Raw genomic sequence first — 20,664 nt, 5'->3', positions numbered from 1 at the left:
GATACGGCTCGTTTGCTGCGCGACCCTCCAGGACTGTCGCCGCTGGAAGCCGTCCTCGGCGCGCGCTGCTGCTCCGGATCGCCCACAGCCGCCTCCTCGCGCCGCCACACACTCCATCCGAGGCCACAGCCGTCCCCCGGTACCGATTCCGGACGACCCTTGCTGAGCGATCGCTCAGATGTGATGCTGAGCACATGCTTAGCATGGGTGGAGGTAGCGCGTCAACAGTCCGCACCCACGGGATACGATCCCCGGTGATCCCTTGACCGGCGTGGTAATACGGAAAGCCCAGAGGAGGCCGAAACATGTCATCACCCCGCCGGCTCGGCGCACCCGAGGCCAAGAACCGCGGCGTCCTGATGGACGCGGCCGAACGGCTGATGCTGGAACAGGGCTGGGCCGCGGTGACCTCGCGCCGGGTCGCCGAATACGCCGGCCTCAAACCGCAGTTGGTGCACTACTACTTCCGGTCGATGGACGACCTCTTTCTGGACCTGTTCCGCCGCCGCGCCGAACAGGGCCTGGAAACTCTGGCGCAGGTACTGAAATCCGACCGGCCGCTGCACGCACTGTGGGAATTCAGCACTGACACCACCGCGGCCCGGTTCACCATGGAGTTCGTCGGACTCGCCAACCACAGACCGGCGATCCGGGCCGAAGTCGTGCGCTACTCCGAGCAGTTCCGCGCCGCGCAGACCGAGGCGCTGGGCCGGTTGCTCAACGGGTACGGGGTCGATACCGGCCGGTTTCCCGCCGATGTCCTCTCGGTGCTGATGACCAGCGCGGCCCGGATGGTCGTACTGGAACAGGCGCTCGGGATGACGGCGGGGCATGCCGAGACCTTCACGTTCGCCGAACGCGAGATCGGCTTCCTCGAGAACGGGGCTTGACCGGCAGCTCATCCCGGCCTCATCTGCCGCGGTTCATCACCCGGTCGGCCGCCGCCCAGTGCGCGTCGGCCACCCAGAGTTCAGCGAAAGCCGCCACGGCCTCCGACGGGCTCGCACCGTCGACCGCCCGCTTGATCGCACCCGCGGAGGGGTTGGCCAGGGCCCGGGCCAGCCGTCGCCAGCCGTCACCGAATTCAGCACGCGGCAGGACCCGGTCCACCAGGCCGAGACGCTCGGCATCCGCGGCGGACAGGATCTCGGCGGATCCCGCCAGTAGCAGCGCCCGACCGCGCCCGACCAGCCGGGACAGTCGTTCCGCACCACCCCAGGCGGGCATGATCGCCAGCGCGACCTGATTGAAGCCGATCTCGATATCGTCCGCGGCGATTCGGATATCCGCCGCCACCGCGACCTCGGCACCGCCGCCCAGCGCGTGACCGTTCAACGCGGCGATCACCGGGCCGGGAAAGCGCTCGAGCTTATCGCAGACCTCCCGCATCCGGTTCGCCATAGCGGTGGCCTGCTCCACCGTGCGCAACGCGGCCAGTTCTTTGAGGTCCCCGCCGGAGACGAAGGCCCGGTCCCCCGCGCCGGTGATCACCAGGGCACGGGCACCGGCCGCCCCGTCGATCGCCTTGTCCAGTTCGTCCATCGTGTCCAGGGCGATGGCGTTGCGAGCTTGCGGGCGGTTGATGGTGACGACGGCCAGACCGTCCGCCAGTTCGAGCTCGATCATAACTTGTTCTCCTCGGCGGAAATATGATTCTCTTACATAGAGAACCATATACTTTCCGCTGGACTCCGGCGGTCGGATCGGGAGTTCGATATGGCGCATTCATGGCGCACGAAGGAGGACCCTGCGGAGTCACCTTCCGCTACCCCCTTCGGGCCCGGCTCGCCCATGCGCGAAGTTCCCCCTGCGCTGGCCGTTCGTTATCGCGAGGCGGGCTGGTGGACCGACGAGACACTGGGCGAACTCTTGGCCCGGAGCCTGGCCGGCGCCCCCGGCGCGACCTTCCGGGTACATTCGCGGATCCGGCCCTGGTCGGGAACCTTCGCCGAGGTCGAACGGATCGCGCGGCGCCTGGCCGCCGGCCTGCGCCGACGCGGGGTGGGACCGGGCGATATCGTCGCGTTCCAGTTGCCGAACTGGATGGAGGCGGCGGCCACCTACTGGGCCGCGGCACTACTGGGCACCACAGTGGTACCGATCGCACATTTCTACGGCCGCAAGGAGCTCGGCTACATCCTGGGAGCGGTCACCCCGAAGGCGTTCATCACCTGCGAACGCTTCGGCCACAACGAATTCGACCCGCAGTTGTGCGCCGCGGTGCCGGTGGTGGGCGTGGTCGGCCGGGATTTCGAGGACCTGTTCGAACCGGAACCGATGGACGGTGTCCTGCGCACCGATCCGGACCACCCGGCGTGTATCGCGTTCACCTCGGGCACCACCCGGGCGCCGAAAGGTGTGGTGCACAGCCACAACACGCTGGGTTACGAAGTGCGCCAGCTGGCCGGGATGTACCCGCCCGACCGCGGCGACCAGCTCACTTCGGCGCCGGTCGGTCATTTCATCGGCATGCTCAACGCCCTGTTGATCCCGGTTCTCGACGGCGCGCCGATCCATCTGCTCGACCTCTGGGACCCCGGCCGGGTGCTCGAACTGATGGAGACCGAGAACATCTGCGTAGGCGGCGGCGTGAGCTATTTCGTCACCAGCCTGCTCGACCATCCCGGCTACAAGCCCTCACACCTGACCCAGCTGCGCTACGCCGGGCTCGGCGGGGCGGCGGTACCGGCGGCGGTGAGCACGCGCCTCGAACGGCTCGGTATCACGGTGTTCCGCTCCTACGGCAGTACCGAGCACCCGTCGATCACCGGTTCACCGTCTACCGCACCGGCGGCCAAGCGCCTGTTCACCGACGGTAACGCGCTGCCGGGCGTGGAAGTCCGGCTGAGCGAGGACGGGGAGATCATCAGCCGCGGCCCCGATCTGTGCCTCGGCTACACCGACCCGGAACTCACCGCTCGCGCCTTCGACGCCGACGGCTGGTACCACACCGGCGATATCGGCATCCTCGACGCCGACGGCTATCTCACCATCACCGACCGCTTATCCGACATCATCATCCGGGGCGGCGAGAACGTGAGCGCGCTCGAGGTGGAGGAGGTGCTGCTCACCCTGCCCGGCGTGGCCGAGGGGGTGGCGGTGGCGGTACCCGATCCACGGCTCGGCGAGCGCACCGCCGCGGTGGTGCGCTGTCTGCCCGATCGGCCGGAACCCGATATCGAGGCGCTGCGCGCGCATTTCGCGCAGGCAGGTCTGGCCAAACAGAAATGGCCCGAGGAACTGCATATCGTCGCCGACTTCCCGCGCACCCCCAGCGGAAAGATCCAGAAGTTCGCCATCCGGGCTGATCTGACCGCAGCGCGCGACGAGGCCGTTGCGACCGAACACTGATGAGAATACGATTCTCGTAAATAGCCAAGGAGGATTCCATGAGCAAAGTCGAGCTGCCGTACCAGCTCTTCGACGCGGACAACCATCTCTACGAGACCAAGGAAGCGCTCACCCGGCACCTGCCCGAGCAGTACGAGGGCGCCATCCAGTACGTCGAGATCAACGGCCGCACCAAGATCGCGGTACTCGGCCAGATCAGCGAGTACATCCCCAACCCCACCTTCGAGGTGGTGGCCCGCCCCGGCGCCATGGAGCAGTACTTCAAGCACGGCAATCCCGAGGGCAAGAGCCGGCGCGAGATCTTCGGCAAGTCGATGAAGGCGATCGACGCCTTCCGCAATCCCGAGGCGCGGCTGAAGGTCATGGACGACCTCCAGTTGCAGCGCGCGCTGATGTTCCCGACCCTGGCCAGCCTGGTCGAGGAGCGGATGCGCCATCATCCCGAGCTGATCCACGCGGTGATCGAATCGCTGAACCGCTGGATGCTCGAGGACTGGGGCCAGGACGGCAACTTCGTCCATTCCGGCCGTATCTTCACCGTCCCGGTGATCACCCTGCCGATCGTCGAACGGGCGATCGCCGAACTGAACTGGGCCGTCGTCGAACACGGCGCCAAGGCCATCCTGGTGCGTCCGGCCCCGGTACCCGGTTTCAAGGGCATGCGCTCGTTCGCGCTGCCGGAATTCGATCCGTTCTGGAAGCGGGTCGTCGAGCTCGACGTGCTGGTCACCATGCACTCCTCGGACAGCGGCTACTCGCGCTTCGATGCCGAGTGGGAGGGCAGCGGCCTGGAGATGCTGCCGTTCCAGACCAACACCTTCGCGATGACCAACCAGTGGCGGCCGGTCACCGACGCGGTCGCCTCCTGGGTGTGCCACGGCGCACTGAACCGGTTCCCCGATCTGAAGATAGCCGTTATCGAGAACGGTTCGGCCTGGCTCGAGCCGCTGTTGCAGCAGCTGTCCGATGTGTACAAGAAGGCGCCGGAGGGTTTCGGCTTCCGGAACCCGGTCGAGGCCATCAAGCAGAGCCTCTACGTCAGCCCCTTCTGGGAAGAAGATCTGGAACGCCTGTCGGAGGTCATGGGCGCCGATCACGTGCTGTTCGGTTCCGACTGGCCGCATCCGGAGGGCCTGGCCGAACCGGCGCGCTACATCCACGAGATCAAAGACATGCCGCTGGATAACCAAGCCAAGATCATGGGCGGCAACCTGGCGCGGCTGCTCGGGGTATGACCTGGGAAACCATCCCGCAGCTCGCCCTGTCCACCGCGGACCGCTTCGGTGATGCCGAAGCGGTGGTGGACGGCGAGCTGCGGTGGAGCTACCGCGAGCTCGTGGACCGCATCCGCCGGGCGGCGGGATCCTTCGCCGCATCCGGGATCGGCAAAGGCGACCGGGTGGCCGTCTGGGCACCCAATTCGGCGGAATGGATCGTCGCCGCCCTCGGCCTGATGACCGCGGGCGGCGTGCTGGTGCCGGTCAACACCCGGTTCAAAGCCGAGGAGGCCGCCGATGTCATCCTTCGCAGCGGGGCGAAGGCGCTGCTGGTGCAGAAGGGTTTCCTCGGCGCGGACTACCCGGCGCCGCCCGGCGTGCCGGTCTACGACCTGAAATCCGATTTCCTCGCCGGCGGTGAACCTTTCGGAAGAGAAGTCGCGGGCACCGATATCGCCGACATCATCTACACCTCGGGTACCACCGGGCGTCCCAAGGGCGTGATGATGAACCACCTGCAGACTCTGCGGTTGTACTCGGAGTGGTGCGATCTCGCCGATCTACGCCACGGCGATCGCTACCTGATGGTCAACCCGTACTTCCACACCTTCGGATTGAAGGCGGGAATCGTGGCCGCACTGGTCCGCGGCGCGACCATGCTGCCGGTACCGGTGTTCGACGTGGACACAGTGATCCAACTCGTGGCGACCGAGCGGATCACCATGCTGCCGGGACCGCCGACGTTGTACCACTCACTGTTGGAATACCGCGGCGCGCACGATATCTCGTCGTTGCGCGCCGCGGTGACCGGCGCGGCCGATATCCCGGTCGACCTGATCCGCCGGATCCGGGAGGAACTGCCGTTCCGGTCGATCATGACCGGCTACGGCCTCACCGAAGCGGGTACGGCCACCGCGTCGCGACCCGGTGACACCTTCGAGCAGATCGCCACGACCGCGGGCAGCGCCTGCGACGGTATCGAACTGCGAATCGCCGAGGACGGGGAGGTGCTCATCCGCGGTTACAGCGTGATGCAGGGCTACCTCGACGATCCCGGAGCCACCGCGGCGGCCGTCGACGCCGACGGCTGGTTGCACACGGGAGATCTGGGAAGCCTCGACGAAGGCGGCCGGCTGAAGGTGATCGGGCGTAAGAAGGATATGTATATCGTCGGGGGGTTCAATGCCTATCCCGCCGAGATCGAAGGGTTCCTCCTGGAGCATCCGGCGGTCGCCTCGGCCGCGGTGATCGGAGTACCCGACGAGCGAATGGGCCAGGTGGGCAAGGCATTCGTCGTGTCCCGCAGCCAGATCGGCGAAGCCGAGCTCATCGCCTGGGCCAAGGAACGGATGGCCGGGTACAAGGTGCCGCGGTCGGTGGTGTTCCTCGACGAACTACCGCTCAACGCCACCGGAAAGGTGATGAAGGATCAGCTGCGCTGAGCGCCGGTGGTGAACAGATCCACCGGCGCCACCATGCCACGGAAATCGTGATCGCGACACCCGCTCCGCCACCGCTCATCTCGCGGTGGCGGATTTCGGCGTGCCGGTCGAACCGTGCGGAACCTCCCCTGCGGCAGGGGATCCGTGGGGTAACCATCTCGACCCGGGCACCGGCCGGGTGTATCGTCGAACACAACCGAGAGTGAGATTCTCATCTGAAGAGATTTTCGATCTCCTGGTCCGGGCCACGCCCGGCGTCGACCATGTACAGCGAGGAGTCCGGTGAATATCGACGACATGATTCTGGTGAGCATCGACGACCACGTGGTCGAACCGCGCAATATGTTCGACAACCACGCGCCGAAGAAGTACGCCGAATACGTACCCAAGGTCGTCGTCGACGACACCGGCATCGATCGCTGGATATATCGTGACCGGCCCACCGGTGTCACCGGCCTCAACGCGGTCGTCTCCTGGCCGCCCGAGGAGTGGGGCTACGATCCCGCCGGATACGCCGAGATGCGGCCCGCGGTCTACGACATCCACGACCGGGTCCGCGATATGGACGCCAACGGCGTCCTCGGCTCTATGTGCTTCCCCACCTTCACCGGATTCAGCGCCGGGCATCTGAGCCGCGGTGGAATGGACGAGATCACCGTCGCGATGATCTCCGCCTACAACGACTGGCATATCGACGAATGGGCCGGCGCCTACCCGGACCGATTCATCCCGATCGCGATCCTGCCACTGTGGGAGCCGCAACTGGCCATCGACGAGATCAACCGCGTCGCCGCCAAGGGCTGTCATTCGGTCACCATGCCCGAGCTGCCGCATATCGACGGTCTGCCCAGCTATCACGATATCGGCTACTGGGGCCCGGTATTCCAGGCGCTCTGCGATAACAACACCGTGATGAACCTGCACATCGGACAGGGTTTCGGCGTCCTCCAACTGGCCCCCGACGCACCGATCGACAACCTCATGGTCCTGGCACCCAGTATCTCGTTGATCGCCACCCAGGATCTGCTGTGGGGCCCGGCCTTCCGCAGCTATCCGGGGCTGAAGGTCGCCCTGTCCGAGGGCGGTGTCGGCTGGATACCGTTCTTCCTGGACCGCTCGGACCGGCACTACACCAACCAGCGCTGGCTGCGCCGTGATTTCGGCGGCAAGATGCCCAGCGAGGTGTTCCGGGAGCATGTGCTGGCCTGCTACGTCACCGACCCCACCTCGTTGAAGTTGCGGCACGAGATCGGTATCGAGAACATCGCGTGGGAATGCGATTACCCGCATTCGGATTCGCTGTGGCCGGGCGCCCCGGAGTTCGTCCTCAACGAGCTCGAGGGCGCGGGCGCCGACGATTCCGATATCGACAAGATCACCTGGCAGAACGCCTGCCGCTTCCTGGACTGGGATCCGTTCGCACACCGGCCCCGAGACGAGTCGACGGTAGGCGCGCTGCGTGCGAAGGCCATCGACGTGGACCTGTCGACCACGACCCGCGCGCAATACTCGGAACGGTACGCGGCCAAACACGCGAGCCGAGGGGCGATCCCGACGCCGTAAAGGGCAGCCAGAAGGCACTCGCCCGTCGAGGGGCCGATTTCGGTCACTCGGGATGAACGACCCGAGCGCTGCGAACTCGCGGTGCTGTTCTGTCCCTGCCGAGCCGGTAACTGCGCCTGCACGGCCTCCGGAGTCAGGCCGAGGCCCGGGCCCGGAGCCCGGGTTCCGCCGGGCGGTGTGTCACTCGTGGCTCAGTTCCCCTCCCACAAAACGGCAGCCCGCCCCTGCCCGTTATCCACGACCGCCTACCCTTTCTCACATCCTGCCCACTGGATCGGACGCCCCGAAACCCCCACCGGTTCCGGCGGATCCGCGGTAACCGGCGCCGTCGTGAATGTGCAGGATCGCGTCCGCGGCGTCGATGGTCGCCCGGTCGAGCGGGAAAAAGCCCTGCGCCGGCACGTGGTCGGCGCGGGTTCGGGCAGCAGGGATGTCGCCGGGTGCGACCAGTCCCTGAGTGGCGACCCGGGTCTGCAAGAACCCTTCATAGGTGTCCGGCGCGGGTTCACCCAGGCCGATGCTCTCGTCACGACCCAGGCTCCCGAGGACGAGCCGGTACCGCGCACCCACCAGCGCGGCCACGATGGCGCCGGCACCGGACCATTCGATATCCATATCCCCCATACGCATACTGCTCGCGCACCTCTGGAGATGGGCGTTGTGGGCGAACACCAGCGTCGCGCCCCGCCCGGCCTCTTCGCGCCGGATAGCGAGCAGGTTCTGCGCCATCAGCGCGTCCCGGGTGGCACACATGCGGGTCCACCGGACTTCCTGTTCGAGCTGCTGCGCCGCCTGCTTGTGATAACGCAGCAGTCCGAGGCCGGAGGTGAGGTGTGTCTCGGCCCGGAACCATTCGGCGCGTGAGGTTTCCGCGATGAGTTCGGGGGCGCGGGTGTAGAGCTCGGTGAGCATATCGTCGGCGAGTACGCGCACCCTGTCCGCCTCGACCGTCGCGCCGGGCGATTCGGCCGGATCCATGACAGCCTCCGTGCGGTGCCATCGTTCGTCCGGGCCGAGCAGGCTCGCCGGGTCGAGGTCGATGCGCAGATAATCACGGGCGAACTCGAGAGCGCGGCGCGGACTGGGCGCACTCATCGTCTCCGTCGCGGCGTCGAAGCCGTGGAACGCCAGCTTCTCCGCCGGGGGCCGGTTCTCGTTGTACTCGCGCATCCAGGAGACCAGCCCCCTGTTCGCCGCCGGCTCGCCGAAACCGTGTGAGAACCCTTTCGCCATGGCCTCGTCGAGCGTGCCCACGCCGTGCTGAACGTAATCGTTCACCACCAGGGCGGCGACCCGATCGGTCTCGAGGGCGATCGACCGGTATCCGCGGCCGGCCAGCTCCGCGAAGAGATCGTTACGAGTCCAGGCGAAGGCGGGTTCCAGATGGGTCGGTTCACCGAATCCCAGCAAATCGGCGGGGGTGGTGAGCAGAGTACCGATGTCGTAGTTCATTTCTTCGATCATATCTTTGAAAGATCGGTTGAAACTTTACGCCGATATCTCAGGAATCCAGGTGTAAAGTCTCAAACCGGTGATCAGAATGCGACCGACCGACCTCGCGCGCGAACACGGACTCTCGACCCAAGCCGTCCGGAACTATGAGCGGGACGGGTTCCTGCCGCCCGCCGAACGCACCGCCAGCGGCTACCGGGTCTACACCGAGATACACGCGGCCGCGTTACGGGCCTTCCTCGGTCTCGTCGCGGCGTACGGGCACGCGCTCGCCGGCCGGATCATGACCGAGATCCACGGCGGCGAACTCGACAACGCACTGAAACTCATCGACCTCGGCCACCACCAACTGCTCCGCGACCGCGAAACCCTGGACTCGGTACGGAAGGCGATAGACCACCTCACCGACGAGACCGGCGCCATGGCGGACCGCTCCCCCGCCGGCGCCGACCGCTCCGTCGGTGAACTCGCGAACCACCTCCGCGTCACCCCCGCCACCCTGCGCGCATGGGAGACCGTCGGCATCCTCATCCCGGCTCGCGACCCGGCCACCGGATATCGCGTCTACCGGGCACCCGATATTCGTGACGCCGAGCTGGCCCACCTCCTGCGACGCGGGGGCTACGGCCTGCCCCAGATCGCCACCGTGGTCACCCAGATCCGGACGGCCGGCGGCACCGGCGCTCTGGCCGCCGCTCTCGACGAGTGGCGGCGCAAACTCACCGCGCGAGGAGTCGCCATGCTCGAAGCCGCCGGCCGGCTCGGACAGTATTTGGGCGAGATCCCCGACGGCAGCGGGTCACCGTAACATCGGCCGGAATCGGACCGCTCTCGCGTATTCCCTGGTACAGGTTGATTTTCGTAGTCGCGATGCGGGTGCGTGTGGTCGATGGCCTACTCGGGCCGCCGCTTCTCACCGAGCGAGGCGGAAAGCCGACTCGGGGGATTACCTGCGCAACACCGCCGCAGCGGTCGCGGCAAGGTCACGCCGCGCTGCGACACTCCGAAGAGAATGCGGTGACCGGCGGTATTTATCGCCTGCCCACACCGCGGCGGCCCGAGGAGAATACTGCGAACACGTACACGACCGTCCCTTTCCCCGAATCGAGAGGAACAGCGAGTGCGACACATCATCGATACCGTGGGCACCCTCGCCGCCGGAGCGGTGATCACGCTGGCAGTCCCGCCCAGCGCCCACGCGGCTTCCGGCGACTTCGTCTACGTCGGCCAGAACGGAGGCCACGCCGTATTGAGCGATCCCGTAACCGATCGCTGCCACAACACGCCGGGAGCCGCCGGTGTCGTCGCGAACGAGACGAAGCTACAGGTCGCCGCTTTTCCCGGGCCGAACTGCGAGGGGGCGCCGACGGCCCCGAAGAGTGGGTCGGCATTCGAGAGCGTGGTGTTCAGTTCGTAGCCGGACTCGATGAGCGAGATCGCGATGATCCGGGCGTTCGCCAGGGAAACCACCCATGAGCCTCCAGCCGGGGTTCGTCCGCGCTATCCGGCCGACTACCGGCTGATGGGCAAATCGACGCCCGGCGATACCGAGGGGCCGAGATCGATTATCCGTTCACGATCCGGATTCCGTGGTCCGACCTGGAATTCTGAGGGTCAGAACCCGCGCAGACGGTCGGGCACCACCCGGATGGGCACCGAGTACTCGGCGCGGAATCGATCTCCGGTCATGGACAGACCTGCCAGCCCGGCCTCGTATTTATCGAGGTATGCCGCCTCCTCCTCCGGGTCGACGGCGGTTTCGACCCGGGCGACGCCCCCGAAGACCACCACTTCTCCCCCGCTCTCGGTGCTGTTGAAGTGCAGCGCCACCCGTGGGTTGCGGGCGATATTGCGGAGCTTGGGCCGGTCGGGCTGGCTGAAGACGAGGAAGGCCTCCCCATCCCAGCGAAACCACACCGGGTTGGGCTGCGGGGTGCCGGTAGGACCGACAGTGGTGAGCCATACGATCTGCTCGCGCTCCAGGCGCTCAGCCACTCGGGCACCGAAATCCGTGGCAGGGTCGATCAATTCGCTGGCACTGGGTGTCGTCATGAGCGGCCTCCGGGATGCGCGGGCGGGATGCGCCCGGAACAACACCGGGGCCACCGAGACGATTCCCGGCCGAGAGCGCGGTTGCCCGGCATTCCGGTAAGCATCCGATAACTCTTTTTGGAGGTCACTTTTCCATTGAAACAGGGCAGCCTCGGTCCGGGCCGTGCGAAACTTCAGCGATTCGTTCTTCTCGCTGAAAGAAGCCTTGATGAAAACGCTGTCCATCCTGGGCGCCGCCACCCTCGCTGTCGCGTCGTACGGCCTGGTCGCGACCGCGGCCCCGGCCGCCGCCGCCCCCGCGGGATGTCACCCCTCCTACGACCCCTGCGTCCCCATCACCAGCGATGTCGACTGTGACGGGGGCAGCGGTAACGGACCCGCCTATACCGGACGGGTGCGGGTGATCGGTCCCGACGAGTACGACCTGGACCGCGACGGTAACGGAATCGGCTGCGAGAGCAGCTGAACCAGCTGACGACCGTTGGGTAGCTCACTCCACCAGCCGTGCGCAGACGACAACGGACACCAAGGACCTTTCTGGGGTATACATACGACGTTGCTGATCCATACCACCACTCGATGCAGGGTTGATGGCGTATGCCACCCTGATATGACGCCAAACCGTGCCGATGTGCGACCCTGGAGCAACTAGCAGCCTCGACCTCCGCGATGCTCCGAGATCGAGATCGAGAACGGTGCCGGGAAGCGGAATAGTTTCCGGCACCGCTCTCGCTGAAAAACCCCTCAGGCCACCGCCCCGCTGGTCTTCAGTTCGATGATGCGATCCCAATCCCAGCCGAGTTCGAGCAGCACCTCCTCGGTCTGTGCGGCGAACTCCGGCCCCGGCCGTAATTGCGGAGCCGTGACATCGAACTGGACGGGACTGGATACCAGCTCCAATTCACCTGCGGTGAGCAGATATTCGTTGGACCTGATCTGATCGTCCTGACCCACCTGGAACGAGTCCTGGACGGGAGCCCAGGGGCCTTTGAGAGTCGCGAACCTCTTCGTCCATTCGGCGAGGGTCCGCTGGGCGATCGCCTCGCGCAGGATCTCGACCCCGGCATCGGTATTTGCCGCGATCTGCGCCGCGTCGGCGAAGCGGGGGTCCTCGGCCAGTTCGGGACGGTCGATGTGACGGCAGACATCGGCCCAGAACTTGCCGGGTTGCAGCATGACGAAGGAGAGATAGCGGTCGTCGGCGGTACGGTAGAGGCCCGACAGCGGGTTCGACATGGCACCGTGTGTGCCGGGTGGCGGCGCCAGCATGGGCTCGCCCTGATACGCCGACAGCGCGACCGTATGGCCCAGCGACCACAGGCCACTGCCCAGCAAGGAGACATCGACGACGGACGGCTCCCCGGTCCGCTCCCGTTTCAGCAGTGCGGCGGCGATCCCCCCGGCCAGATTGGTCCCGGAGATGGTGTCGCCGAAGGCCGGGCCGGGCGGCTGGATCATGCCGTTCGTACCCTCCGGGGTGATGGTGGCGGCCACCCCGCCACGGCACCAGAAAGCGGTCATATCGTAGCCACCGCGATCGGATTCCCGGCCCCGCGGGCCGAGCGCGCTACCCCGGGCGTAGACGATCTTCGGGTTGACCGCGCGAATATCGTCGACGTCGATCCCGAACTTGGTGCGGGCCGAGGGCAGGAAACTGGTGAGGAACACATCGGCCCGGCGGGCCAGTTCGTAGATGACCTCGCGACCGCCCTCGGCCGACATATCCACGCCGATACTGCGTTTGCCGCGGTTGGCGTGTTCGATATTCGGGTTCGGATCGCCCTCCACCTTGAACTTGCCGATCTGCCGCAACCCGCGCTGCGGATCGCCGGTGACCGCGTGCTCGACCTTGATCACGTTCGCACCCCAGTCGGCCAGCACCGCACCGGCCGAGGGTACGAACCCGTACATGGCGACCTCGAGGACGGTGATCCCCTCCAGCGGCTTACTCACGAGACGTCTCCTTCCGGCCCGATCGAGACCGGCCGACCGGTCCACACACTGACGCGGAGGCCGAAGCGCAGGCGAAGGTATCGCACTACCGCCTCCGGGCCTGACTCGCTCATGCTGTGTCCATTCGGCACGAGCGAGGGCCCTCCGTGGTCACGCTCCGCTACCGCCTCCGGGCCTGACTCGCTCATGCTGTGTCCATTCGGCACGAGCGAGGGCCCTCCGTGGTCACGCTCCGCTACCGCCTCCGGGCCTGACTCGCTCATGCCGAGACCACCTCCGCGATGGTCTTGCGCTCCATGAACTCCTCCATACCCACCACGCCCATCTCACGTCCGACGCCGGACTGTTTGTAGCCGCCGAAAGGCGCGTCCGGGTGGAAGTAGTTGCCGCCGTTGATGCTGAAGGTGCCGGTGCGGATCCGGCGGGCCACCGCCCGGGCGCGCTCCGCGTCGGCACCGAACACACCGCCGGACAGACCGTAAATGGAGTTGTTCGCGATTCGCACGGCGTCGTCGATATCGTCGTACGGAATCAGCGCCAGGACCGGGCCGAACACCTCCTCCTGGGCGATCTCGCTGTCGGGGTCGACATTCGCCAGCAGGGTCGGCTTGTAGAAGTACCCCGGATCGACTTTCTCCCCGCCGGCCACCAGCGTGGCGCCCGCGGCGACCGCCCGCTCCACCAGGCCGTGCACCTTGTCGCGCTGGCGTTCGCTGATCAGCGGGCCCATGTAGTTCTTCGGGTCGGCCGGGTCGCCGTAGGTGATGTTGGCGAGATTGGCGGCGACGAGTTCGGCGACCTTGTCGTGATCGGCGCGGGGCACCAGCAGGCGGGTGGTGATCGCGCAGCCCTGTCCGGCGTGCGAGCAGATACTGAAGGCGGCGAACATGGCGCCCAGGTTGTAATCGGCGTCGTCGAGCAGGATGGCCGCGGATTTGCCGCCGAGCTCGAGAAACACTTTTTTCAGGGTGGCGCTGGCGGCGGCCATGATCTTGCGGCCGACCGGCGTGGAGCCGGTGAACGATACGACGTCGACGTCGGGGTGCGTGGTCATCCGCTCGCCCACGGCCACTTCGGAGCTCGTCAGGATATTCACCACCCCGGCCGGGATATCGGTGTGATTCGCGATGAGCTCACCCAGCGCCAGCGTGATGAGCGGGGTATCGGGGGCGCCCTTGAGGACCACCGTGCACCCCGCGGCCAGCGCCGGCGCGAGTTTGGCGAAGGCCAGCTGGTACGGGTAGTTGTAGGCGGCGATGGCCGCGACGACGCCGGCGCCCTCCTTCTCCACCCAGCGCTGATGCTGGGCGCCGCGGATCTCGACCGGGCCGAGATCCTCGGTCCAGGTGTAGCCCTTCAGCACACCGGAGTAGTACTTGACGATCTCGAACGGGGTTTCGAGCTGGTTGCCCTTGGTGAGGATGTAGCTCGCGCCGACCTCGGCGATCATCAGGGCGCGCAGTTCCTCCACATTGTCCTGCAGCGCCTGGTAGAGCTGATCCAGGCAGCGCGCGCGGAATTCGTGGTTCGTCGGCCAATCGGTGGTGTCGAACGCGCGGCGGGCGGCGGCCACGGCGGCGTCGACCTCGGCGACACCGGCTTCGGGCGCGTGGCCGACCACTTCCCCGTTCGCGGGATTGAGTGAGGCCAGGCTCGCCCCGGTCTCGACCAGCTGCCCGTCGATGAGCAACCGCTGCGTGGCAGTCACCGCCTCTTCCTGCGTTGACATCCCGCCTCCTCGAAAGTTGTGAAAATTACATTCTCGTTTGAGGAGAATAGTACATTTGGCAAGGGAGCTCACGCTGCCGATTCGGCGAGCAGGAGTAACCCGAGTACACCCAGCAGCCGGCCGACCTCGGACGGATCGTGCAGATCTTGCGGACCGGATCTGCCCGAGAGTACGGTTCTCCCTATTCGGAATGCATGTTCTTGCGCTGTGGGCGCGAGAGAGGAGAGGCAAGCGTGAAAACCGCAGTTGTCACCGGCGGCGCCTCGGGCATCGGACTGGCCATCGCGCAGCGGTTGCGCAGCGACGGATTCCACGTGGCCGCCCTGGACCGAAATCCCGCCGCGGACGACGATTCGGCCTACCGGGCCGACGTCACCGACCCGGACAGCATCGCCGAAGCACTGGGCGCCGTCCGCGAGAAGCTGGGTCCGGTGACGGTTCTGGTGAACGCGGCCGGAGTCGACGGATTCAAACGGTTCCAGAACATCGACTTCGCGGAATGGCAGCGGGTCATCGAGGTCAACCTGCACGGTGTCTTCCACACCATCCAGGCCGTGCTGCCGGATATGATCGAGGCCGGTTGGGGCCGGATCGTCAATATCTCCTCGTCGAGCGCGCAGTCGGGTCAGCCGTTCATGTCCCATTACGTCTCCTCGAAATCCGCGGTCAACGGACTCACCAAATCCCTCGCGCTGGAACTGGGTCCGTCGGGCATCACGGTCAACGCGGTCCCCCCGGGCTTCATCGACACCCCCATGCTGCGCCGCTCCGAGGCGCGCCGGCTGCTCGGCGGCACCGTCGAGGACCATATTCAGCGCACTCCCGTGCGGCGGGTCGGCAAACCCGAGGACATCGCCGCCACCTGCGCTTTCCTGATCTCCGACGAGGCCGGCTACATCACCGGCCAGATCATCGGCGTCAACGGCGGACGCAACACCTGACAGCCCCGGGTATCCGCCCACCGCATCCGAAGGGAAGTGACAACCGTGAAGGTCCATGTCGATCAGGAACGCTGCCAGGGACACACCCTGTGCTCGATGATCGCGCCGAAAGCGTTCGAACTCAGTGAAATCGACGGACATTCGTCGCCGGTCGACGAAAATGTAGCCCACGACCAAGAGGACCAGGTGCGCGAAGCGGTGCACTCGTGCCCCGAGCGCGCCATCTCGCTCACCGAATAGCACGAGGGGGGACCTATGTCCGCCGCCGAACCCACCGACCGCCTGCATCCCCGGCTCGATTTCGACCGTTACGAACCCGGTTACCGGGAATCGTTCCAGACGATCACCGAGCATATGCACCAGCACTGCCCGATCGCCTGGACCGACCACCACGACGGCTACTGGGTGGCCGCGGGAAACCGGGAGGTCTTCGAACTCGCCCGGTGCCCCTATGTTTCCAGCGATCGCGATATCGAAGGTGTGCGGCGCGGATATCAGGGCATCACCATCCCCTCCACCAACCAGGCCGCTATCCGCAACGGCATTCTGGAGATGGACGATCCCGAGCACCGCGAACTGCGCGCGGTGCTCAACCCATATCTCTCGCCCGCCGCGGTCCAGCGGTGGATACCGTTCGTCGACGAACTCGTCCGTGCCGCCCTCGACGAGAAGATCGCCGAAGGACGGATAGATTTCGTCGACGACCTGGCCAATATCGTGCCCGCGGTGCTGACCCTGGCCATGCTGGGCGTACCACTGCGCAACTGGGCGGTCTACAGCGAACCCGCGCATGCCACGGTGTACACCCCGCCCGACTCCCCGGAATTCGAGCGGGTGCACCAGTTACACCAGGAAATGGGCTTGGATCTCTACACCAATCTCGCCGAGATCCGGGCGAATCCCCGGCCCGGGCTCATCCACGCGCTCGCCACCGAGGCCACACTCGGCGGTGCGCCGCTCTCCGATATCGAGATCCTCGGCATGCTCGGCCTGCTCATCGGCGGCGGTTTCGATACCACCACCGCGCTGACCGCCCATTCCCTGGAGTGGCTGTCCGAACATCCGGAGGAACGGGAGACCCTCGGTCGCGAGCGGGATCAGCTGCTGGATTCGGCGACGGAGGAGTTTCTGCGTTACTTCACTCCGGCACCCGGTGACGGCCGCACCGTGAACTCCGATGTCGAACTGGCCGGCGCCCGGTTCGCCGAAGGAGAACGACTGTGGCTGTCCTGGGCCATGGCCAACCGTGACCCGGCGGTGTTCGAGGAGCCCGACACGGTGGTGCTGGATCGTAAAGGAAACCGGCACTTCAGTTTCGGTTTGGGCATCCATCGGTGTATCGGATCGAACGTGGCCCGCGCGGTGTACAAGAGGATGCTGGTCGCCGTCCTGGACCGGATACCGGATTTCCGGTGTATCCCGGAGGAAGCCGTGCACTACGAGACCATCGCGGTCATCCAGGGAATGCGACATCTACCGGCCACCTTCACCCCGGGTGAACCGCTCGGCCCGGGGCTCACCGAAACACTCGAGAAACTGCAAACCGTCTGCGACGAACAGCGACTCGCCGAACCGGTTACGGTCCGTAAGGACTCGGCACAGATCTGACGCGGCAGCCCATCGACAGCACGACGGAATTTCGACCCGCGGCGGGTGGCCGACCAGCCTCTCGTCGCGGGTGTGGAGCATTGGACGAGGTCGCCACGTCGGCATCGAACCCTGCTACCGACGCCATGAGGAGGCGATATGTCATCGACGACCGGCGACGATCCGGCACCCCGTTCGGGGCGACCGCTACCGCTGCTGTCCCTGGACACCGAGTTCTTCTGGACTTCGGGCGCCGACGGCAACCTCCGAATCCAGGAGTGCCGGGCGTGTTCGGCCCTCATCCATCCGCCGCAGCCGATCTGCCGCTACTGCCGAGGGCGTGACCTGTCGCCCCGGATCGTCTCGGGTACCGCGATACTCGCGTCGTTCACCGTCAACCACCGCTTCGGACTACCCGGCCTCCCGCCGCCGTACGTAGTGGCGACGGTGGCGTTGGAAGACGATCCGAGGGTCCGGCTGACCACCAATATCGTCGACTGCGATCCCGATGAACTCACCCTGGGAATGCCGCTGGAGGTGGTGTTCCAGCACGACGACGATGTGTGGCTGCCGCTGTTCCGGCCCGCCGCGCAACGATCGGGCCCGGCGCCGCTACCGGTGGACGAGATACCCGCGGATCAGTTCGCCCAGCACGTGACCCCGAGGCGGCGCGGCGACAAATTCGAGGACAGTGTCGCGCTCACCGGAATCGGTATGTCGCAGATCGGGCGGCGGCTCATGCGGCCACCGCTGGAGCTCACCGTCGACGCCTGCCAGCAGGCGATCGCCGACGCGGGCCTGGGCCTCGACGATATCGACGGCTTGTCCTCGTATCCGGGTGGCGGGAATCTCGGCGGATTCGGGGAGGGCGGGGTCACCGCGCTGGAATCCGCGCTCGGTATCCGGCCCACCTGGCACAACGGTGGGATCGAAACTTTCGGGCCCGGCGGTTCGGTGATCGCGGCCATGCTCGCGGTGCACGCCGGGCTCGCCACCCATGTGCTGTGTTTCCGCACGGTCTGGGAGGCCACCTTCAACGAGCTGATGAAACGGGGCACGATCCCCGCGTCCGGCGGGGGTCGCACGGCGAGCTGGATGCATCCCTTCGGTTCCACCTCCGCGGCGCATACGCTGGCGCAGAAGGCGCAGCGGCATTTCCACGACTACGGAACCACGCGCGAGACCCTGGGCTGGATCGCACTGAACCAGCGCGCGAACGCCGCGCTCGACCCGAGTGCGGTATACCGCGATCCCATGACGATGGACGACTATTTGAACGCCCGCCCGATCACCACGCCGTTCGGTCTCTACGACTGTGATGTCCCGTGCGACGGCGCCGTCGCGGTGATCGTTTCGGCCCGCGAGGCCGCCGCCGATCTGCCGGTACCGGCCGTCCGGGTGGAAGCTGTGGGCACCCAGATCGTCGAACGGATCGAATGGGATCAGAGCACACTCACCCACGAACCGCAGGTCCTCGGCCCGGCCGCACACCTGTGGACCCGCACCGATCTGCGACCCGATGATGTGGATGTCGCCGAACTGTACGACGGGTTCACCATCAACTGTTTGTCCTGGATCGAGGCGCTCGGCTTCTGCAAGATCGGCGAGGCCAAGGATTTCCTGGACGGCGGCAAGAACATCGCCCGGGACGGCCTCCTGCCGCTGAACACCCACGGCGGGCAGCTCTCGCACGGCCGCACCCACGGCATGGGACTGATGCACGAGGCGATCGTCCAACTGCGCGGGACCGCCGGGGACCGTCAGGTGGCCGGCGCCGAGGTGGCGGTGGTGTCCAGCGGTGGTCTCACACCCGGTGGCGCTGTGCTGCTGCGGAGCGAATCGTGACGGCCCGGGGTGCGTGGTGACCCTGACCGAATCCGAGCCGGTACCGGCCGATTCCATCGGCCCACTGCCGGTGGTCGCCGCAGTCCCCGAGGTCGACGGTATCCCGGTCTCCGGTCTGCTGTCCGAGGTGCCCGATCCGCGGGCGGTCGTGGTCGCCCTGCACGGCGGGGCCGTCGATTCCCGGTATTTCGACTGCCCCGGGCATCCCGAGTACTCCCTGCTGCGAACGGGACAGCGACTCGGATACACCGTGCTGGCACTGGACCGGCCCGGATTCCGGAGTTCGGCCCCCTACGCCGATCTGCTGGAACGGCCCGAGCGCCGGGTGGAACTGATCTACGGCGCCGTCGACGCACTGCTGGACGGGCTGCCCCGCGGTGCGGGTGTTTTCCTGCTCGCGCATTCGGCGGGTTGTGAGCTCGCGGTTCGCATGGCGGCGGCCACACGCGGCGCCGAACTGCTCGGACTCGAACTGGCCGGGACCGGGCGCGAACACCAGCAGGAAGCCCACAACCTCCTCTGGGGTGCCGACCGGGTGGCAGGCCGGCGACCGCGTGGGGTGGGGCGGCTGATCTGGGAGCCCGCCCGGCTCTATCCCGAGAACATCCTCGGTGGCGGTAGCGTCTCCGCATCGGGCTCGCACCTGGAGTCGAGGTCGCTGCACGATTGGGCCCGCGCGGAGTTCCTCGGGCTCGCGCCCGATATCCCGGTACCGGTGCGGTACAGCCTCGGTGAATACGAGCGGGTGTGGCGCAACGATCCGGCCGAAATGGGCGCGGTCGGCTCCCTGTTCACCGGCTCCCCGCGGGTCGTGGTGAACCGGATACCCGATACCGGCCACAATGTCAGCCTCGGCCGCACGGCACCGGCCTACCACCTGGATGTGCTGGCCTTCACCGAGGAATGCATCATCGCCCGCAGGCCCGGAGAATTCTCCGGGCCCACCCTGCGATTCGACGGCGGCGCGACGGCGCGGCCGGAAAGGTAACCGAATGGACATCACCGATATCGCACTACTGCTGCTTCGGCTGGTCGTCGGCGCCACCATGATCGCGCACGGGGTCAATCACTGGATCGGCGGCGGCAAGATCGCCGGCACCGCGGGCTGGTTCAGCGGCCTGGGACTGCGCAACGGCGTACTTCAGGCCTGGTTCAGCGTGATCACCGAGATCGGCGCGGGTGCACTGCTGATCCTCGGGTTGCTCACTCCGCTGGCGGCCGCCGCGGTCATCTCGGTGATGTCGGTCGCCGCGTTGCTGGCGCACCGGAAGAACGGTTTCTTCGTATTCAAGGACGGCTATGAGTACGTCCTGGTCCTCGCGGTGGTCTCGCTGGCGATCGGCATCCTCGGGCCCGGGTGGCTGTCCGTGGACCACGCCGCCGGTATCGAGATCACCGGCTGGGGCGGCGGCGCGATCGCGCTCGGGGTCGGTGTGCTGGCCACCGCGGGCCTGCTGGCGACCTTCTGGCGGCCGCAGGCCCCGAAATCGGAGTCGGCGGACGCCGATTCCTGAGCTGTGTGTAGAGAGGAA

The 20,664-nt window shown here is 66.6% G+C and carries 19 protein-coding genes; 14 read left to right on the top strand and 5 right to left on the bottom strand.

Features of this window, described 5'->3' with window-relative positions:
* Positions 1–305 precede the first annotated feature (305 nt).
* Positions 306–890, top strand: a complete 585-nt coding sequence (locus IEY68_RS18400) for a TetR/AcrR family transcriptional regulator (RefSeq protein WP_058853610.1) — start codon at positions 306–308, stop codon at positions 888–890.
* 19 nt (positions 891–909) lie between these two features.
* On the opposite strand, the gene IEY68_RS18395 is transcribed toward IEY68_RS18400, so the two are convergent.
* Positions 910–1,626 (bottom strand): enoyl-CoA hydratase/isomerase family protein, encoded by a 717-nt coding sequence (locus IEY68_RS18395; protein WP_058853609.1) that lies wholly within the window; start codon positions 1,624–1,626, stop codon positions 910–912.
* Positions 1,627–1,791: 165 nt separating this feature from the next.
* Here IEY68_RS18395 and IEY68_RS18390 point away from each other — a divergent pair, with 165 nt between their 5' ends.
* From IEY68_RS18390 to IEY68_RS18375, 4 genes are all read left to right on the top strand, one after another.
* Positions 1,792–3,351, top strand: a complete 1,560-nt coding sequence (locus IEY68_RS18390; protein WP_058853608.1) for an AMP-binding protein — start codon at positions 1,792–1,794, stop codon at positions 3,349–3,351.
* A 38-nt stretch (positions 3,352–3,389) separates the two neighbouring features.
* Complete coding sequence (locus tag IEY68_RS18385) at positions 3,390–4,586, top strand: amidohydrolase family protein (protein ID WP_058853607.1); 1,197 nt, start codon at positions 3,390–3,392, stop codon at positions 4,584–4,586.
* A complete protein-coding gene (locus IEY68_RS18380; RefSeq protein WP_058853606.1) occupies positions 4,583–6,010 on the top strand; it encodes a FadD3 family acyl-CoA ligase in 1,428 nt (475 codons plus the stop codon). The genes IEY68_RS18385 and IEY68_RS18380 overlap by 4 nt, the downstream gene beginning before the upstream one ends.
* A gap of 282 nt (positions 6,011–6,292) precedes the next feature.
* Positions 6,293–7,573, top strand: a complete 1,281-nt coding sequence (locus tag IEY68_RS18375; RefSeq protein WP_058853605.1) for an amidohydrolase family protein — start codon at positions 6,293–6,295, stop codon at positions 7,571–7,573.
* A gap of 255 nt (positions 7,574–7,828) precedes the next feature.
* On the opposite strand, the gene IEY68_RS18370 is transcribed toward IEY68_RS18375, so the two are convergent.
* Complete coding sequence (locus IEY68_RS18370) at positions 7,829–9,025, bottom strand: erythromycin esterase family protein (RefSeq protein WP_058853771.1); 1,197 nt, start codon at positions 9,023–9,025, stop codon at positions 7,829–7,831.
* An 88-nt stretch (positions 9,026–9,113) separates the two neighbouring features.
* Here IEY68_RS18370 and IEY68_RS18365 point away from each other — a divergent pair, with 88 nt between their 5' ends.
* Entirely contained in the window at positions 9,114–9,833 is a 720-nt protein-coding gene (locus IEY68_RS18365) for a MerR family DNA-binding transcriptional regulator (protein ID WP_156426049.1), read from the top strand.
* A 312-nt stretch (positions 9,834–10,145) separates the two neighbouring features.
* Positions 10,146–10,442: a hypothetical protein gene (locus tag IEY68_RS18360; protein ID WP_058853603.1), complete on the top strand. Its 297-nt coding sequence runs from the start codon at positions 10,146–10,148 to the stop codon at positions 10,440–10,442.
* Between the two features lie 197 nt (positions 10,443–10,639).
* Here the strand turns inward: IEY68_RS18360 and IEY68_RS18355 are convergent, their stop codons facing one another.
* On the bottom strand, positions 10,640–11,077 hold the full coding sequence (locus tag IEY68_RS18355) for a TIGR03667 family PPOX class F420-dependent oxidoreductase (protein ID WP_058853602.1): 438 nt from the start codon (positions 11,075–11,077) through the stop codon (positions 10,640–10,642).
* 163 nt (positions 11,078–11,240) lie between these two features.
* On the opposite strand from IEY68_RS18355, the gene IEY68_RS18350 reads away from it, so the two are divergent.
* Entirely contained in the window at positions 11,241–11,543 is a 303-nt protein-coding gene (locus IEY68_RS18350) for a hypothetical protein (protein WP_373292985.1), read from the top strand.
* Between the two features lie 278 nt (positions 11,544–11,821).
* Here IEY68_RS18350 and IEY68_RS18345 read toward each other — a convergent pair whose 3' ends face one another.
* On the bottom strand, positions 11,822–13,030 hold the full coding sequence (locus tag IEY68_RS18345; RefSeq protein ID WP_082681162.1) for a CaiB/BaiF CoA transferase family protein: 1,209 nt from the start codon (positions 13,028–13,030) through the stop codon (positions 11,822–11,824).
* 259 nt (positions 13,031–13,289) lie between these two features.
* Entirely contained in the window at positions 13,290–14,759 is a 1,470-nt protein-coding gene (locus IEY68_RS18340; protein WP_058853601.1) for an aldehyde dehydrogenase family protein, read from the bottom strand.
* Positions 14,760–14,992: 233 nt separating this feature from the next.
* Here IEY68_RS18340 and IEY68_RS18335 point away from each other — a divergent pair, with 233 nt between their 5' ends.
* The 6 genes from IEY68_RS18335 (at position 14,993) to IEY68_RS18310 (ending at position 20,646) form a co-directional block, all read left to right on the top strand.
* Complete coding sequence (locus IEY68_RS18335) at positions 14,993–15,700, top strand: SDR family NAD(P)-dependent oxidoreductase (protein WP_058853600.1); 708 nt, start codon at positions 14,993–14,995, stop codon at positions 15,698–15,700.
* Positions 15,701–15,745: 45 nt separating this feature from the next.
* A complete protein-coding gene (locus tag IEY68_RS18330) occupies positions 15,746–15,940 on the top strand; it encodes a ferredoxin (protein ID WP_030521009.1) in 195 nt (64 codons plus the stop codon).
* A gap of 15 nt (positions 15,941–15,955) precedes the next feature.
* Positions 15,956–17,308 carry a cytochrome P450 gene (locus IEY68_RS18325; RefSeq protein WP_058853599.1) on the top strand — a complete coding sequence of 451 codons (1,353 nt, stop codon included), beginning with the start codon at positions 15,956–15,958 and terminating at the stop codon, positions 17,306–17,308.
* Positions 17,309–17,446: 138 nt separating this feature from the next.
* On the top strand, positions 17,447–19,132 hold the full coding sequence (locus IEY68_RS18320) for a thiolase C-terminal domain-containing protein (protein ID WP_058853598.1): 1,686 nt from the start codon (positions 17,447–17,449) through the stop codon (positions 19,130–19,132).
* Positions 19,133–19,148: 16 nt separating this feature from the next.
* Positions 19,149–20,120, top strand: coding sequence for an alpha/beta hydrolase (locus IEY68_RS18315; RefSeq protein WP_058853768.1), 972 nt, complete (start codon positions 19,149–19,151; stop codon positions 20,118–20,120).
* Between the two features lie 4 nt (positions 20,121–20,124).
* Positions 20,125–20,646: a DoxX family protein gene (locus tag IEY68_RS18310; protein WP_058853597.1), complete on the top strand. Its 522-nt coding sequence runs from the start codon at positions 20,125–20,127 to the stop codon at positions 20,644–20,646.
* Positions 20,647–20,664 lie beyond the last annotated feature (18 nt).

Origin of the sequence: Nocardia jinanensis, from assembly GCF_014645735.1 — a bacterium.
GTDB classification, from domain to species: domain Bacteria; phylum Actinomycetota; class Actinomycetes; order Mycobacteriales; family Mycobacteriaceae; genus Nocardia; species Nocardia jinanensis.
This window is presented reverse-complemented; position numbering and strand designations above follow the sequence as displayed.